Source organism: Pseudoclavibacter helvolus (assembly GCF_014191305.1).
GTDB lineage: Bacteria > Actinomycetota > Actinomycetes > Actinomycetales > Microbacteriaceae > Pseudoclavibacter > Pseudoclavibacter helvolus.
This window is the reverse complement of record NZ_JACHWJ010000001.1, coordinates 468,740-483,081: the sequence shown is the minus strand read 5'-3', so window position 1 is coordinate 483,081 and position 14,342 is coordinate 468,740. Positions and strand designations below refer to the sequence as shown.

Sequence of the window (14,342 nt, the reverse complement as noted above, 5' to 3'; positions counted from 1 at the left end):
CAGCGCCTGGGATGCGCCCGGCATTCCCAGAGTCAGTCGCGTGTCGGATTCCGCAGTGCCGCGTCTTATCGGTTCCAGTTCGGCGCTCTTCGTCTTTGTCGGTGGTCGGGGTTAACTTGCTCGCATGACTCACGTGATCTACAACACCGCCACCACCCTCTCCGGCTTCATCGCGGACGACAACAACTCGCTCGACTGACTCTTCGTAGTCGACCAGCCGGAAGACAACGCCTTCGGCGCGTTCCTCGACGGCATCGGCGCCCTGGTGATGGGTTCCACAACCTACGAGTGGGTCTACGCCCACGAGGGGCTCGACGAGCATCCGGACAAGTGGCGTGCGTCCTACGCCGACCGCCCCACGTTCGTGTTCTCCACGAGAGACCTTCCCGTTCCTGATGGCCTCAACATCCGGGTGGTTCGCAGTGCAGTCGACGACCACTTCGACGACATTGCGGCCGCCGCTGGCGAGGGCAGCGTCTGGGTTGTTGGCGGTGGAGACCTGGCCGGGCAGTTCTACGATGCAGGTCGACTCAACGAACTGCGCCTGTCGATCGCGCCGGTCACCCTCGAATCTGGGGCCCCCGTTCTTCCCAGACGCATCGAATCGGAGGCTCTCCACCTGACCTCAGCTCAGGCCCATGGCCAGTTCGTGGAAGCACACTACGAGGTTCGCTACCCGCGACTCTGACGAAGCCGCACGCGTGTCGCGAGAGCAAGCACCGAGGCTCCCGCTCCGAGTACCGCAAATGAGAGGACGTGAAGCCCGGCAGACCAGGACAGCATGGTCGCCGCGCCGAGCCCCGCCGCGATGAGCACCGAGTCAAACTGCCAGACAAGGCGCGCCAACGCCGAAAGGTCGCCGATCTCACTCGGCATGGGCGTCAGCAGCAGCGGGGGCAGCGAACCGCGCGCGGCCTCGTACGCGCGCACCGCGACCATGGCGAGACCGCCAAGGAGAGGGGCAAGGCTGCCGCCGGAGGGCATCGCCGTGACCCCGACCGTAAGAACGACCAGGAGCACGGGGAACACGGCATGAAGTAAGAACTGCTCCCCCACTGGGGTTCCAAAGACCGCGGGGCCGGCCGCCGCCTCGGCGGCCTGCCTGAACCCGTCACTAAAAGCGCCGAGCGAAAGGTAGACCGCAACCGAACCGAGGGCGGCTGCCACCGCGGCGAACGTGCCGACGCCACCCGGGCCCTGCGTCACTCCGAGCAGCAGCAGGGCGCACGCCAATCCGGCGACACCGAGCACCGTTCGCTGCGGCGTTCGGAGTGCGCCCACCGCGTCACGCACCAGCATGGCAACGGCGCGGGGCCCGCCGACAACCGCCGGCAGCCGCCGACCGATCGTCGGTGGCTCGCGGTACGGCGCTGCCGCATCCGACAGCTCGCCAGTGGCCACTGCCATCTGGGCAGCCTCGCGGCGCCTGGCTTGCATGAGCAAGACATCACCTCGCAGGCGGTCAAGAAGCGCGGGAACACACGCCAGCGCAAGAACGGCAGCTGCAGCGAGACAGAGCACGCCGCCGAGTCCTGCACCGCCGGTGCCCGCGGGCACCGACCCGCTTGCGGCGGCCCCAGCCGACAAGTCTGCCCAAGTCGAGGACAGCCACGCCCCGATACCGATCGGGGACAGTCCGAAGGCGCCGAACAGGGCCGCCGCTCCCCACGCCCGCGCGCTGCCCAGCAGCTCGCCCACAAGGGCCGCCACGACACCGAGGCAGGCCAGCGTGGCGGCAGCGGCCACCAAGTTCAGTGCGGCAAGCGGTGAACCGGCGGCCCCCACAACAAGTGCACTTCCGAGGAGGACAGCCAGCCCGACGGCCGCAACAGAGACCACCAGAAGGGTCCGCTGGAAGGCACGGCGGAGCGTCACACGCCTTGGTAGGTGGTTGGAAGCGAGCGTCACGGTGGCGAATGGCGACAGGAGTGCCGACCCGCGGACCGTACCGACGATCAGGCCGACAGGCACCACCGCCGCCGCAAGCAGGTGCACTTGCCCCGCGAAGTCCCCTGAGGAGAGCCAAACAAGCGACGAAGGCTCCAAGAGGGCGAGGAACAGCATCCGCACCAGCGGCGCCACCGCAACCAGGCCGACAGCTACAACCAAGTACACACGGTAGGCGCCGTCACGCCGCACGTTGACGCCCCTCACCATCTTGCCGACCGAGGTCGAACTCCGACGCCTGCAGCTGATCGAGGAGCGACTGGCTGTGAGTCGCGATGACAACGACCGCTCCGCGCTCACGTTCCTCAGAGAGAATGCGCGCGAGCAACTCGCGCCGATTAGCGTCAAGGCGCTGCTCTGGTTCGTCGAGCACCAGCACTTCGAACGGGCGCGCCAGCACCGTAGCCAGGGAGAGCAACTGGAACTGCCCGGAGGAGAGCTCGTGCGGGAAGCGCTCAGCGAGCTGATCGAGACCGAGCCGACTCAGCACACGGTCGGCTGTGGCCTTCGCGTCGGTAACGCTGGAGCCCCAGGAAGAGGAGACCGCGATCAGATGCTCCCTGGCGGTCAGGGTGAGGGAAAAGGGAACCGAACCGACCAACGCGGCGAGCCTGCGCCGGAAGGCTGGACTTCGCTCATCCACTGGCTCACCAGCAACGAGGATTCGCCCCGCACTTGGCTGCACAACGCCAGACAGCGCGCGCAACACGGTTGTCTTGCCCGAGCCATTCGCCCCCGTGAGGCACAGGGCCGACCCCTCCGCCACGTTGAACGTCACCCCTGCGAGCACCAGCACGCCGCCACGATTGAAGGACGCGTCTTCGACGAGGACTGCTACCATGCAGCTATCCTCCCCGCCCACGTGGAGACGAGCAAGTCTCGCCGACCAGCACCACCCAATGGCCCGCAGCCTCTGCCTCGGCGGATCGTGAGCAGCCAGGTGACCTCAGTCGCGCAGCTCCCGCACGAACTTGCCGAGCCTGCTCAGCCCCTCCACGAGCTCGCTCCGGGATGCAGCGTAAGAGAGCCGCACGTGCGTCTCACCAGTGTTGGACCCGAAGTCTCGCCCGGGGGTGAGGGCGACGAGCTCCTCCTCGAGGGCGCGGCGGCAGAATTCCCACGCCGTGAGCCCTGTGCCTGCCACGTCGAAGTACACGTAGAAGGCACCGTCAGGCAGCACGGGAACGGGCAGTCCGATGGCTTCGAGTCCGTCCAGCACGACCGCCCGCCGAGCGGCCAGTTCGAGTCGGCGTTCCTCGCAGACCGCCAGCGACTCTGGCGTGAACGCTGACAGTGCCGCGATCTGCGCCGGCGCGGAGGCCGAGAGGAAGTAGTTCGTCGCGAGCTTCTCAGCGGCCGGAACAAGCACCTCTGGCAGCACCGCCCAGCCGAGTCGCCACCCGGTCATGCCGAAGTACTTCGAGAAGCTGTTGATGACGATGGCGTCCGGATCTACACTCAGGATGCTCCGCGGCGGACTGCCGTCCGAACCTGGGTCGGACAGGTTCAAGTAGATCTCGTCGATAATGCGCCAGGCTCCTCGCTCGCGGGCGAACTCGCAGATCGCGGTCAGTTCGTCGAACGGGACCGAAGTGCCCGTCGGGTTCGAGGGCGTCGCGACCATGAGCGCCGACGTGCTCTCGGTCCAGGCCTGCTCGACGCTGCGCGCATCGATCTGGTAGCGCGATTCGACGGTTGTCGGCACGCTGACCACGCGACCGCCGAAGCTCTGCACGAGCTGACGATTGCAGGGGTACGACGGGTCGGCCATGATGACGTCGTCGCCCGTGTCGGTTGTCGCTGCCACCACGAGCAGTAAGGCAGCGGACGCGCCCGAAGTCACGACGATGCGCGCCGGATCGACGTCGACCCCGTGGCGGAAGCGATAGAACCCACTGATCGCCTCACGAAGCGCTGGCAGGCCGAACGCCACCGTGTACGGGAGTGGCCGACCGTCCATGGCGTCGCGCATCGCCTCGCGTACGGCCGGGGGCGCACCGAAGTCCGGCTCCCCCAGTGAGAGCTTCACAACACGGTGTCCGTGCGCCTCGAGCTCGGCGGCACGCTGCCCGAAGGCCATGGCGTGGAACGGCTCGACTGTCTGGGCGCGGTGCGAGAGCTTCATGGATCAAGGATGTCAGTGCCCGACCGTCGTCGGGCGCCGGCACTCGCGGTTTCCTGCAGATACGCTGATCGGAACGGTACAGAGCTGGGGGCGGCATGAAGGTACTTCTTACTGGAGCAACAGGGTTCGTCGGCGCGGCCGTGCAGGAGCAGCTGCAATCGATGCCAGATGTGTCGGGGGTCCGACTCCTGGTCAGGAGCCCAGGTTCCGCCGCGCCGGACAGCAAGACCGAGATCTTCCGCGCCGATCTGACGGACCCGTCGAGCTTCGAGGGACTCACCACCGGAGTGGACGTTGTTGTCCACGCCGCGAGCTACGTCGGCGCGGACGCGAGCGTCGCCACTGCCGTGAACGACCTCGGAACGGCAGCTCTCGTTGGCGAGTGCCGGCGCACGGCAACACGAATCGTCTACGTGAGCACAACCGCTGTCTACGGCCCTGGCCCACACCGGCTCGCCCGGGAGGGCGAGCTCTCCGCACATCCGATGTCCGTAGCAAGCGCCTCGCGGAACGAAGGCGAGTCCCACGTCTTGGAAGCAGGGGGCAAAGTGGTCAGGGCAGCACTGACCTACGGCCCTGGGGATCGCTGGTTCCTACCGACAGCGCTTGCTGGGGTGCAGGCAGTTAGCGGCTGGGTGGGCGGCGGCGGCGCACGGCTGTCGACGATTCACGTCTCCACGCTGGCAGCACAGGGCGCGGCCCTCGCGATCGGGTTCGACACGATCGAGGAATCCGTCTTCCACGCAGCAGACCCCGCCCCGGCTACATTTCGAGAGATCCTGACGCTCGTCGCCGACCAGCTCGGAATCACGCTCTCCGACCGTGACACCCCCATCGATCACCCACTCCTGGCGCAGGTCCCCGCTCAGCTCCTGCAGCGCGCCTACGTCGACCACAGCTACAGCGGCGAGCTGCTCAGCAGCCGCACGGGCGTGCGCGCGAAGGAGGGCGTCCGGCTGACCCAGGCTGACCTCGACTGGTACGCCGCCACACTGCAGGCCTGACGCAGGAAACTCCAGCGGCGCACGCACCGTCCGGCGCGCACAGCGTCCGGCGCCGCCGGTGGTGCCGTCGCCCGCGCGGGCCATCCGGCGTGCTGGGTCAGCTCGGCCGACTTGCGCGCGCAGTCCCCGCCGCGGCGACGGCGCGAACGCGAGGGATGGCGCCGGTATTCGTATGCAGCCACATCCCCGTCGGGACAGTCCAGAGCGGCATCCAACCGACTCTCTCCTGCCGATCGTCACCCTGTGGGTCGCGCCCCTGACGTTCGCCACCGAGCGCGAAGATATCCATGAGGAGCCCACGGTCGTCGCTCACGAACGCCACTGAGCCCTCTTCCACCCACACGGCTCGCTTCTGCCCCGCGAGTGCCCCCTCGACGCGGGTCTCCCCCGCTTCGTCCTTCGCGATCACGATCGTCGATTCCGGGAGCAGCATTTGCAGGTCATCCAGCTCCTCGAGTGTCCGCCGCCCCTGCGCCAGCAGCACCACCGCGGTTGCCGTCTCGCCGTCAAGGTGACTAAGGATGACGATATCGAGGTGCTTGGTGCGGACCTCCGTGAGGGTGCGCTCCCAATGACGCGCGAGGAGCCAGGGATGGCCCGAGCGATGGTTCGAGACGGCACGCAACCGTCCGTCATCAAGCGCCCGCTGCACCGCGGGGTGCACTTGTTGGTCCGGATGAACGAGCACTCCCATGACTCCCCCGTCACTTCTTGACCACTGATGTTTAGATGCCCCCTTCGGGCAAGGTAACATACAGGACGCTCTGTTTGTGGGCATTCGATGACGAAGCCCTCTTCACATCCAGCGAGACGCACGTTGACGCGTCAAGCCGGGGAGCGGCTTCCCCGATGAGAGCCGCGTTCGTGCCCGAAGAGCGAATCCGAAGGAGCAGAGATGCGTGTAAGTCGGGAACTTGTGCACAAGGACAGCGAGGAGACGATGCTCGTCGCGACTGTCGAGGAGGTGCGACCAGACAACTACCGCGCGAGGCTTCGTGCCGTGGTCGAGCCGATTCAGACAGCCGCTGAGGGAGTCGGCGGGAGAGGCAGGCTGCACGCCGTAACGTCGCCGACTCTGCTCGGCCTCGAGGTCACGCGCCAGCTGGGCCTCCTCATGGGCCACCGGGCAGGGGGCATTCCGCTGGATTGGGCTTTTCTTCTCAACAAGCTGAGCTTCCAGGGTTCGGAGCCCTTCGCACGCGCGATCGCCACTCGGGCCTCGGAGATGACCGCTGCCGTCCACATCAGCAATGCCCGAGTGCACGCAGGCCGCTGCGACGAGATGACCGCCCATGCCGTGTTCGAGCTCGAAGGCGAAGAGGTGGCGACCGGCTCCGGATCGTTCCGGTGCGTACCTCGGCGCACGTATGAGGCCCTCCGGCGTCGAAACCTTCGGGTGCCGCGTCAAGCTGATCCCACAACCGACGACGCGCTCGACGAAGTGTCCGTGGACGGCACTGACCTCCAGGCGCACCTCGGCTGGCCTTCGGCGAACCGCCTCATCTTCGACCACGACGTCGACCACATTCCCGGCATGCTCTTCGCACAAGCTGGCATTGAAGCGCATGAGCACCTCACTGGGGAGCCTCCTCACAACGTGTCGCTTGTGTGCCCTCGCTTCGCGGAGATCGGCGAAGTGGTCTCCATCAGCGCCAGACGCTTCGGGAAGCACGTCGCGACGGCGGCCGCTCAGGCCGAGGAGAGCGTGGCCGAAGTCAAGTGTGCTTCGTGAGTTTGGGCGACCACTCGCCGCACGACTGCGCAGGTAGCCGACCCGATCGTCACTACACTCACTGGCTATGAGTGCCCTCCCCCGTCCTGCCGGCGCGCCGCAACAGCAGCGCAGCGTCGAAACCAGGAGCCGCTTGGTTCAGGCGGCCGCCATGACGTTTGTGGAATACGGCTTCGCGGGATCGACGCTTGCGCGGATCCGCGCGAACTCCGGTGTGACGAACGGCGCTTTCTACCACCACTTCGCGACGCGAGATGCGGTTGCCGAGGCCGTCCTGGCTGAGTACGCAGCTCGCGCCACGCAGACCGTGACGGATGCAACGGGCACGGCGACCAGCGGCATGGAGGCACTCCTCAAGGTCTCGGTCGCCTTCGCTGAGCTCCTCCGCACGGACGTTGTTGTCCTCGCGGGAGTGCTGGTGACGACGGAGATCGGTTCGAACTTCCTCGCCTACGGCCCGTACCTCGACTGGCTTGCCCGGCTCAAGCCGCTGATCGAGATCTGCCAGCGTGAGGGAAACCTGCGCCGAGAGTTCAGGGCGGCCGACCTCAGTTCGCTGCTCGTGTCGACGTTCACGGGCACACAGCTGCTCTCGGGCGCGGTCAGCAAGCGTCAGGACATCGTTGATCGCGTTGCCCTGCACTGGCGGATCATCCTGCCTGGCCTCGCACCGCCCGAGAACGCTGAGCGCGTCACGTCCCTGCTCGACGCCGTCTTCAGCGAGTATGTGGTGAACGACTGAAAATCGTCGCCGCGCGCCGCCGCCTTGACTGCGGCGCTCGGGCGAGCCGGCCGCGCGAGTGACATCGCGCCGGGAAGAGATGGCACATGCCTTTCGCTGACGAACTACTGGGACGCCCGCAGGCAACGGCCATGACAGACCTGTTCGAGTCGGTCTCAGACGGGCGTTCGCTTGCAGCAACCCGAAGCGCGACCGCGGAGCTCGATGACCTCGCCCTCGGCGCTCGGAGCTCACACCTCGCGTCTTCCCTCGTGGCGGACCTGCCCGTGCCGTATTCGGAGTTCGCCGCGATCGTGCGGCGTGCGCTGCAGTCGCCGACGCTCACCGGGTGGATGGTGTGGCCCGTCTCGAGCGCCGTCTCGGCTTCATCCATTGCAGATGGCAGTGACGGCGCGTTCGATGATGGCATGAAGCTGCTCGCCGAACTGACCCCTCGGCTCACGTGCGAATGGGCGGTGCGGGCCATGCTGCGCGCACGACTCGAGCGGACGCTGGAGATCATGCTCGAGTGGACCACGAGCGACGATGAACACGTGCGGCGCCTCGCGTCCGAGGGGACCCGCCCCTACCTGCCGTGGGGCACCCGTGTGGCGGCGATCACTCGCGATGCTCGACTGGCGGCGCCAATCCTGGATGCGCTGTACCGAGACGAGAGCGAGTACGTTCGCCGGTCGGTCGCGAACCACCTCAACGACATCAGCAGGCACGACTCGGCGCTTGTGTGCGAGATGGCCGCCGCCTGGCTCTCGGACGGGGACGAGAACACGCCAAAGCTTGTGCGCCACGCCCTCAGGACGCTCGTGAAGCGCGGCGATCCCGTGGCTCTTGGCCTTCTCGGCTTCGGCTCCGCCGAAGTTGTTGTTGACGGCCCGACGCTGGACCGCACGAGCATTGTCCTCGGCGAGGAACTGCTCATCGGCGCGGTCGTCAGCAACCGCGGCGAGACACCAGTGAACCTCGTTGTCGACTATGTCGTGCACCACGTCAAGGCCGACGGGAGTCGGACCCCGAAGACCTTCAAGATCTCGACGACGACGCTCGCGCCCGGCGCATCCCTCACCATCTCGAAGCGCCACTCCATCAAGCCGATCACGACGCGCCGCTATCACCCGGGCACGCACGCGGTCGAGCTGCAGGTCAACGGCGTTCGACACGGCTTCGCGGAGTTCGACCTGCTTCCCGAAGACGTGTGCTGAGATACCCCCATGTCTGAAGAAACCTCCGCCGCTGCCGGCACTGAGTCGATCCGCATCGAGCGCACCGTCGCGGTATCTCGAGAAGAACTGTGGCCGTGGCTGACGCACAGCGACAAGACCGCGCAGTGGATCGGCCCTTGGCACTACATCGACGAGAGCGCCGGCCAGATCGGCCTGCAGCTCGTCGCCGAGGAGGGAGCCCCCGCAAGCGGGGCGACGATCCGACGCTGCGAAGCGCCGAGCGTGCTCGAGGTCACGACCGAGGATGCCGCGGGTTCGTGGCATCTGCGGATCACGTTGGAGGGCCCTGCCTCGACCGCTAACCCACCCGCTGACCAAGTTGCTGACGCGACGCTGCTGATCTTCGAGCACTTCGATGTTCCTGTAGCCATGCTGAAGGACGTACTGGCCGGCTGGAACTTCTACCTGGACACGATGCTCGCGGCGAAAGACGGGCTCGAGAAGCCCGTATTCGAGGACTACCTCGAGAGCCCGTCCTCCGAGGCGTGACCCCTGACCGCGGGAGAGCCCCGGTTACCCGACCACCAGAATGACCTTGCTGCCGGCCCGACCACTCGCCACGAGAGTGAGGGCTTCTGCCGCCTGCTCGAAGGGGAACGTCGCAGCGATGGGGAACGAGATCGCCCCGTCGCGAGCGATCGCAGGAGCCCCGGCCGTGAGGCGACTCGCACCTCAGCGGCGGGCTGCTCTGGCCTGCCGTCGATGGGGACGATGCCCGAGTCGAGGCGCGCGAAGCCGGCGATCGTGAAGACCCGCCTGGGGTCGCCGACGAGCGCGAGCGACACGTCGATGGCTTCGTTGTTGCCGACGGTGTCGAGGGCGGCATCGACGCCGTCTGGCGAGATGTCGCGCACACGCTGTTCGAGGCCCTCGCCGTAGGAGACGGGCTCGACACCGAGTTCGCGCAGCCCCTCGTGGTGCTTGGGAGAGGCGGTGCCGATAATGCGCGCGCCGTCGGCAATCGCCAACTGCGCTGCGAGGCGCCCGACCGCACCGGATGCGCCGTGGATGAGGATCGTCTGCCCCTCGATCGGCGCTGCTGCTGCGACCAGCTGGGCCGCCGTTCCGCCGACAACAACGAGCCCGGCGGCCTGCTCGAACGTCAGGTCGCTCGGCTTGTGGAGCAGCCCCGCCGCGTCGCGGTTGACGGATGTCGCGTAGGCCCCGCTCGACATGGCCGACACTACCTCGTCGCCGATCGTGAAGCTTCCGTCAGCGGCGATCTGGTCGCCGACCGCGGTGATGACGCCGGCAAGCTCGAGGCCTGGCACGAGCGGCAGGGCCGATTCGTCACGCCCGAACACCCCTGACAGCATTTTTGCGTCGAAGCCGTTGACCCCGATCGCACGCGTCTCGATCGTCACTTCGTTGGCGGCCGGCGCCTCAAGGGAGCCTTCAACGACCCTCAGGTCCTCCGGGCTCCCGTACCGAGCGGCCTGGGCCGTGCGGACTCGGTCGGCACCCTGCGATGCCAAGTGTGCTGTTGACGACGTTGCTGAACCCATGCGGAAGGCAACTTCACTCGCGCAAATGTCATTCCCGGTCATGATCGATGACGTGTCACATTGTCGATACACAGCGTCGGTAGCCTGTGTTCATGCTCGAAGCCCCCACGAACTCCCCCGCCAGCCGCACTGAGGCTGGCGCTGAACTGCCAGATGAGCTGCGCTCTGACGTGCACCTCCTCGGCACCCTGCTCGGCCAGGTCCTCACTGAGACGGGAGGCGCAGACCTCCTCAGCGACGTCGAGCGGCTCCGTCGCCTGACGATCTCGGCCTACGAGCATGGCGGCATATCCGCGGACGACGACTTCGCATCCGCCGAGGAGCTCGTCGATACGCTGTCGCCGGCCCGGGCCGACGAAGTCGCCAGAGCCTTCACCTGCTACTTCCACTTGGTGAACCTCGCCGAGGAGCACCACCGTGTCCGCGTTCTACGTGCCCGCGGGGCATCACCCGCGAAGCAGCAGGAGGACACGATCTCGCAGGCCTTCGCGCGCCTGAGCGAAGAGATCGGCGCGGACGGTGCCGCCGAGCGGGTGCGCGCGCTCCGCTTCCACCCGGTGTTCACGGCGCACCCGACGGAGGCTCGCCGACGCGCGGTTTCGTCGGCGATCAGGCGCATCAGCGACCTGCTCGAGGAACGCGACGAACTGCGCCTGCTGGGAGGTGCATCCGAAGGCAGCCCGGCCGCTCAGGAGCTCACGCGTCGCCTGCTCGAGGAGATCGACCTGCTGTGGCGCACCTCGCCGCTGCGCAGCGACAAGCCGACACCCGTCGACGAGGTGCGCACCGTCATGGCTGTCTTCGACGAGACGCTCTTCACGACCGTGCCACGCGTCTACCGCCGCGTCGACGAAGCGCTGCAGGGCGCGCTCTCGGGCACCGCTGCGCCCATCGCGGAGCCGTTTGTGCGAGTCGGCTCCTGGATCGGTGGAGACCGCGACGGCAACCCGTTCGTGACAGCGAAGGTCAGCCGTCAGGCAGCAGTCATCGCCTCCGAGCACGTTCTGCTCGGCCTCGAGCGCGCATCCGCTCGCATCGGTCGCACGCTCACGCTCGGTTCAGACACGACCCCCCTTGACGCTGCTGCGGCAACCCTGCTCGCGCGCCTCGGCAGCGCCGACGAGGCGGCCGCCGCCGAGATCGCGCAGCGCTCACCTGGGGAGCCACACCGCCGGGTCCTGCTGCTCATCGCGCGGCGCATCGAGGCCACCCGACGCCGCAATGCTGACCTGGCTTACAAGGTGCCGGACGAACTGCTGCGCGAGCTGCGCATCCTGCAGGCCTCGCTCGTAGCGGCCGGCGCGGGGCGCCACGCCTACGGTGAACTGCAGCACCTCATCTGGCAGGTGGAGACCTTCGGCTTCCACCTCACGGAGCTCGAGGTGCGCCAGCACTCCCAGGTTCACCGCAAGGTGCTTGCCGAGCTCGCGGAGCAGTCCTCGGATGCTGAGCCGAGCGAGCTCACCGCCGAGGTGCTCGACGTGTTCCGTTCGATCGCGTTCATCCAGGAACGCCACGGGCCTCGCGCCGCCGGCCGCTACATCGTGTCCTTCACGCAGTCGTCGGAGGATATCGCCAACGTCTACAAGCTGGCGGTTGCGGCCACGGGGCCGGGCGCGACGCCGCCAGCCCTCAACGTGATCCCGCTCTTCGAGACGTTCGCCGACCTGCAGGCGGCACCCCGCATCCTCGCCGAGATGCTCGAGCAGCCTGAGGTCGTCGAGCTGCTCGCCGCGAACGGCCGCAAGCTCGAGGTTATGCTCGGCTACTCCGACTCGTCGAAGGACGTCGGCCCCGTCGCCGCGACGCTCGCCCTCTACGAGGCGCAGAGTCAGATTGCAGCCTGGGCGCGGGAGAACGGCATCGAGCTGACGCTCTTCCACGGCCGCGGCGGCGCCCTCGGCCGCGGTGGCGGACCGGCGAACGTGGCGATCCTCGCGCAGCCCCCACACTCGGTCGACGGCCGATTCAAGCTCACCGAGCAGGGCGAGGTGATCTTCGCCAGGTACGGCGACCCGGACATCGCCGCGCGGCACATCGACCAGGTCATCTCGGCGACGCTCCTCGCCTCTGCTCCCTCGACGGAGTCGCGGAATGCCGACGCCGCGGAGAAGTACTCCAGCGTCGCGGCAACGATGGATGCGGCTTCCCGCGAGCGATTCTTCGCGCTCGTCAAGGCGCCGGGCTTCGCACCATGGTTCGCTCGAGTCACCCCGATGGAAGAGGTTGGCATGCTCGCGCTCGGCTCACGCCCAGCGCGCCGCGGCCTCTCGGTTGAGTCACTCGAGGATCTTCGTGCCATCCCGTGGGTGTTCGCGTGGACGCAGGCACGCATCAACCTCACCGGCTGGTTTGGGCTGGGTACTGCCCTGGAGGCGGTCGGAGACCTCGACCAGCTGCAGGCCGCGTATGCGGAGTGGCCACTGTTCCGCTCGATGATCGACAACGTCGCGATGAGCCTCGCGAAGACGGATGCGCGCATCGCGCGCCGCTACCTCGAACTGGGCGACAGGCCTGAGCTCGCCGAGCTCGTGACGGGCGAGCTTGACCTCACGGCAAGCTGGGTCACCCGCATCACGGGCGGTGCGGAGTTGCTCGAACGCAAGCCTGTGCTGCAGCGCGCCGTGAAGATGCGCAGCCCGTACGTAGACGCGCTCTCGCTGCTCCAGCTGCGGGCGCTGCGCCGACTTCGCGACGACGCCAAGAAGCCGGACGCCGACGAGGCGGCCGAACTCCAGCGGCTCCTGCTACTCTCCGTCAACGGTGTCGCGGCTGGCCTGCAGAACACGGGCTGACGCCAGGCTGCTTCGCAAACAAAGCTAGATGGTCGTCATCCGAGCCCGATGACGACCATCTCTGCGTGCTCGCGCCGAGAAGTCCACGGCTCGAGACCAGCCGGTACGACTTAGCCGAGGATCTCGCCGTCGACGTAGACCCAGCGGCCGCTTTCGCGAACGAAGCGGCTGCGCTCGTGGAGCAGACCACCTCCGTCGGAGTCGCGATAGGACGCGCGGAACTCGACGATGCCCGCCTGCGACCCCGCCCCGCCATCGACCGTGTCGACGATCTGGAGGCGTCGCCAGACGGTGCCGTCGTTGAGATCGATCTCGTCGGGCCGCGTCTCGTCGGCCCAGGTCTCAGCAAGATAGCCGGGCAGCCCGAGTGCGAACGCCGAGTAGCGGGACCGCATGAGCGTCTCGGCCGTCGGCGCGGGGAAGCCATCGTGGAAGACTCCGCAACACGCGCCGTACCCGAGCCGGCTCCCGCAGGGGCAGGGCCCGTCCGACGGCGAGCCGTCGACGCCGCTGCCTGTCGCTGCCGTCGGCGAGGTCACTCCCCCGCCGCGGGCTTGCTGGCCACACCGTCGAGCCACAGCGTGTCGGATTCATCGCCGTGCGCCCCCGGCTTGCCGACGTGCTTGTCGCTGATCTTCGGGCCGTTGTTGATGACGTGCACGAGGGCCATGCCGTGGCCACGCCCCAGGTCGTAGTCCTCCTTGAGCCAGGCGAGGATGACGCCGGCCTTGGTGTCCTGGGCGTCGAAGCCCTTCTCCTCCGCGATCGCGATGAACTGACGCGGCGTGAGGCCCGTCTTGCCCTCGATGTTGTCGAGGTACGACTGGAACGACATGGATGCACCCTCCCTGGATTCGCCGCTGGTCGGCGACCGTGCTGGCATCCTAGCGAGCCGCCATTCTTTCAACTCCCTGCGGATCGGGTTCGACGCACGACGACGGGAGGATGATGTGGTTATGTCGCACCATCCAGCACTGTCGCGGCCCTTGTTCCACGACGCAGACCAGAATTTCGAAGCCAAGATAGTCCTCGGCTCGGTCGGCGCGGGTGCCGGTGACCTTGGCGAGATCTTCGCGACGCTCGCCGCCATCGAGGATGGCAAGCGGGAGTCGTGGATCAGGGCCTGGTTCGCGAGAGCCCAGGCCACGCTGGAGCTCGCGGAGGTCTCGACGAGCAACGGCCGCAACGTGACGGCGTCCGCCCAATGGCTCCGCGAACGCGTTCGCCATGCACCGCGCAGCCTGGGATCGACACGCGAGACTGAGGCGCGTCCCG

General features: G+C 67.4%; 14 protein-coding genes. 7 read left to right on the top strand and 7 right to left on the bottom strand.

Annotation, left to right across the window (positions count from 1 at the left end):
* Positions 1–268: 268 nt before the first annotated feature.
* A complete protein-coding gene (locus FHX72_RS02215) occupies positions 269–688 on the top strand; it encodes a dihydrofolate reductase family protein (RefSeq protein ID WP_244963963.1) in 420 nt (139 codons plus the stop codon).
* On the opposite strand, the gene FHX72_RS02210 is transcribed toward FHX72_RS02215, so the two are convergent.
* The 3 genes from FHX72_RS02210 to FHX72_RS02200 all read right to left on the bottom strand — a co-directional run bounded on the left by FHX72_RS02210 (position 673) and on the right by FHX72_RS02200 (position 4,072).
* Positions 673–2,139 carry a hypothetical protein gene (locus FHX72_RS02210; RefSeq protein WP_183622782.1) on the bottom strand — a complete coding sequence of 489 codons (1,467 nt, stop codon included), beginning with the start codon at positions 2,137–2,139 and terminating at the stop codon, positions 673–675. The genes FHX72_RS02215 and FHX72_RS02210 overlap by 16 nt on opposite strands.
* Complete coding sequence (locus FHX72_RS02205; RefSeq protein ID WP_183622780.1) at positions 2,129–2,788, bottom strand: ABC transporter ATP-binding protein; 660 nt, start codon at positions 2,786–2,788, stop codon at positions 2,129–2,131. The genes FHX72_RS02210 and FHX72_RS02205 overlap by 11 nt, the downstream gene beginning before the upstream one ends.
* Positions 2,789–2,893: 105 nt before the next feature.
* Entirely contained in the window at positions 2,894–4,072 is a 1,179-nt protein-coding gene (locus tag FHX72_RS02200) for an aminotransferase class I/II-fold pyridoxal phosphate-dependent enzyme (RefSeq protein ID WP_183622778.1), read from the bottom strand.
* Between the two features lie 95 nt (positions 4,073–4,167).
* Between FHX72_RS02200 and FHX72_RS02195 the strand changes: the two genes are divergently transcribed.
* Entirely contained in the window at positions 4,168–5,076 is a 909-nt protein-coding gene (locus FHX72_RS02195) for an NAD-dependent epimerase/dehydratase family protein (RefSeq protein WP_082805513.1), read from the top strand.
* A gap of 97 nt (positions 5,077–5,173) precedes the next feature.
* On the opposite strand, the gene FHX72_RS02190 is transcribed toward FHX72_RS02195, so the two are convergent.
* Positions 5,174–5,770 carry a hypothetical protein gene (locus FHX72_RS02190; protein WP_183622776.1) on the bottom strand — a complete coding sequence of 199 codons (597 nt, stop codon included), beginning with the start codon at positions 5,768–5,770 and terminating at the stop codon, positions 5,174–5,176.
* 201 nt (positions 5,771–5,971) lie between these two features.
* On the opposite strand from FHX72_RS02190, the gene FHX72_RS02185 reads away from it, so the two are divergent.
* The 4 genes from FHX72_RS02185 (at position 5,972) to FHX72_RS02170 (ending at position 9,256) form a co-directional block, all read left to right on the top strand.
* Complete coding sequence (locus FHX72_RS02185; protein ID WP_183622774.1) at positions 5,972–6,808, top strand: AfsA-related hotdog domain-containing protein; 837 nt, start codon at positions 5,972–5,974, stop codon at positions 6,806–6,808.
* A gap of 67 nt (positions 6,809–6,875) precedes the next feature.
* Positions 6,876–7,550, top strand: a complete 675-nt coding sequence (locus tag FHX72_RS02180) for a ScbR family autoregulator-binding transcription factor (RefSeq protein ID WP_082775302.1) — start codon at positions 6,876–6,878, stop codon at positions 7,548–7,550.
* Between the two features lie 131 nt (positions 7,551–7,681).
* Complete coding sequence (locus FHX72_RS02175; RefSeq protein WP_244963962.1) at positions 7,682–8,746, top strand: DNA alkylation repair protein; 1,065 nt, start codon at positions 7,682–7,684, stop codon at positions 8,744–8,746.
* A gap of 9 nt (positions 8,747–8,755) precedes the next feature.
* Positions 8,756–9,256, top strand: coding sequence for an SRPBCC family protein (locus FHX72_RS02170; protein ID WP_068492386.1), 501 nt, complete (start codon positions 8,756–8,758; stop codon positions 9,254–9,256).
* On the opposite strand, the gene FHX72_RS02165 is transcribed toward FHX72_RS02170, so the two are convergent.
* The gene (locus FHX72_RS02165) at positions 9,226–10,272 is read right to left on the bottom strand and encodes an NADP-dependent oxidoreductase (protein WP_183622770.1); all 1,047 of its coding nucleotides are present in this window, start codon (positions 10,270–10,272) and stop codon (positions 9,226–9,228) included. The two genes, FHX72_RS02170 and FHX72_RS02165, sit on opposite strands and share 31 nt — an antisense overlap.
* Positions 10,273–10,364: 92 nt before the next feature.
* On the opposite strand from FHX72_RS02165, the gene FHX72_RS02160 reads away from it, so the two are divergent.
* Positions 10,365–13,067, top strand: coding sequence for a phosphoenolpyruvate carboxylase (locus tag FHX72_RS02160; protein ID WP_183622768.1), 2,703 nt, complete (start codon positions 10,365–10,367; stop codon positions 13,065–13,067).
* Positions 13,068–13,177: 110 nt separating this feature from the next.
* Here the strand turns inward: FHX72_RS02160 and FHX72_RS02155 are convergent, their stop codons facing one another.
* Together FHX72_RS02155 and FHX72_RS02150 are read right to left on the bottom strand one after the other, a co-directional pair.
* The gene (locus FHX72_RS02155; RefSeq protein WP_338110018.1) at positions 13,178–13,606 is read right to left on the bottom strand and encodes a YchJ family protein; all 429 of its coding nucleotides are present in this window, start codon (positions 13,604–13,606) and stop codon (positions 13,178–13,180) included.
* Positions 13,603–13,902 carry a DUF4287 domain-containing protein gene (locus tag FHX72_RS02150; RefSeq protein ID WP_068492380.1) on the bottom strand — a complete coding sequence of 100 codons (300 nt, stop codon included), beginning with the start codon at positions 13,900–13,902 and terminating at the stop codon, positions 13,603–13,605. The genes FHX72_RS02155 and FHX72_RS02150 overlap by 4 nt, the downstream gene beginning before the upstream one ends.
* Positions 13,903–14,342 lie beyond the last annotated feature (440 nt).

Coding starts and splice junctions, on each gene's coding strand:
- FHX72_RS02215 (WP_244963963.1), top strand. CDS start 269: ATGGGTTCCACAACCTACGAGTGGGTCTACGCCCACGAGGGGCTCGAC.
- FHX72_RS02205 (WP_183622780.1), bottom strand. CDS start 2,788: ATGGTAGCAGTCCTCGTCGAAGACGCGTCCTTCAATCGTGGCGGCGTG.
- FHX72_RS02200 (WP_183622778.1), bottom strand. CDS start 4,072: ATGAAGCTCTCGCACCGCGCCCAGACAGTCGAGCCGTTCCACGCCATG.
- FHX72_RS02195 (WP_082805513.1), top strand. CDS start 4,168: ATGAAGGTACTTCTTACTGGAGCAACAGGGTTCGTCGGCGCGGCCGTG.
- FHX72_RS02190 (WP_183622776.1), bottom strand. CDS start 5,770: ATGGGAGTGCTCGTTCATCCGGACCAACAAGTGCACCCCGCGGTGCAG.
- FHX72_RS02185 (WP_183622774.1), top strand. CDS start 5,972: ATGCGTGTAAGTCGGGAACTTGTGCACAAGGACAGCGAGGAGACGATG.
- FHX72_RS02180 (WP_082775302.1), top strand. CDS start 6,876: ATGAGTGCCCTCCCCCGTCCTGCCGGCGCGCCGCAACAGCAGCGCAGC.
- FHX72_RS02175 (WP_244963962.1), top strand. CDS start 7,682: ATGACAGACCTGTTCGAGTCGGTCTCAGACGGGCGTTCGCTTGCAGCA.
- FHX72_RS02170 (WP_068492386.1), top strand. CDS start 8,756: ATGTCTGAAGAAACCTCCGCCGCTGCCGGCACTGAGTCGATCCGCATC.
- FHX72_RS02165 (WP_183622770.1), bottom strand. CDS start 10,272: ATGGGTTCAGCAACGTCGTCAACAGCACACTTGGCATCGCAGGGTGCC.
- FHX72_RS02160 (WP_183622768.1), top strand. CDS start 10,365: ATGCTCGAAGCCCCCACGAACTCCCCCGCCAGCCGCACTGAGGCTGGC.
- FHX72_RS02150 (WP_068492380.1), bottom strand. CDS start 13,902: ATGTCGTTCCAGTCGTACCTCGACAACATCGAGGGCAAGACGGGCCTC.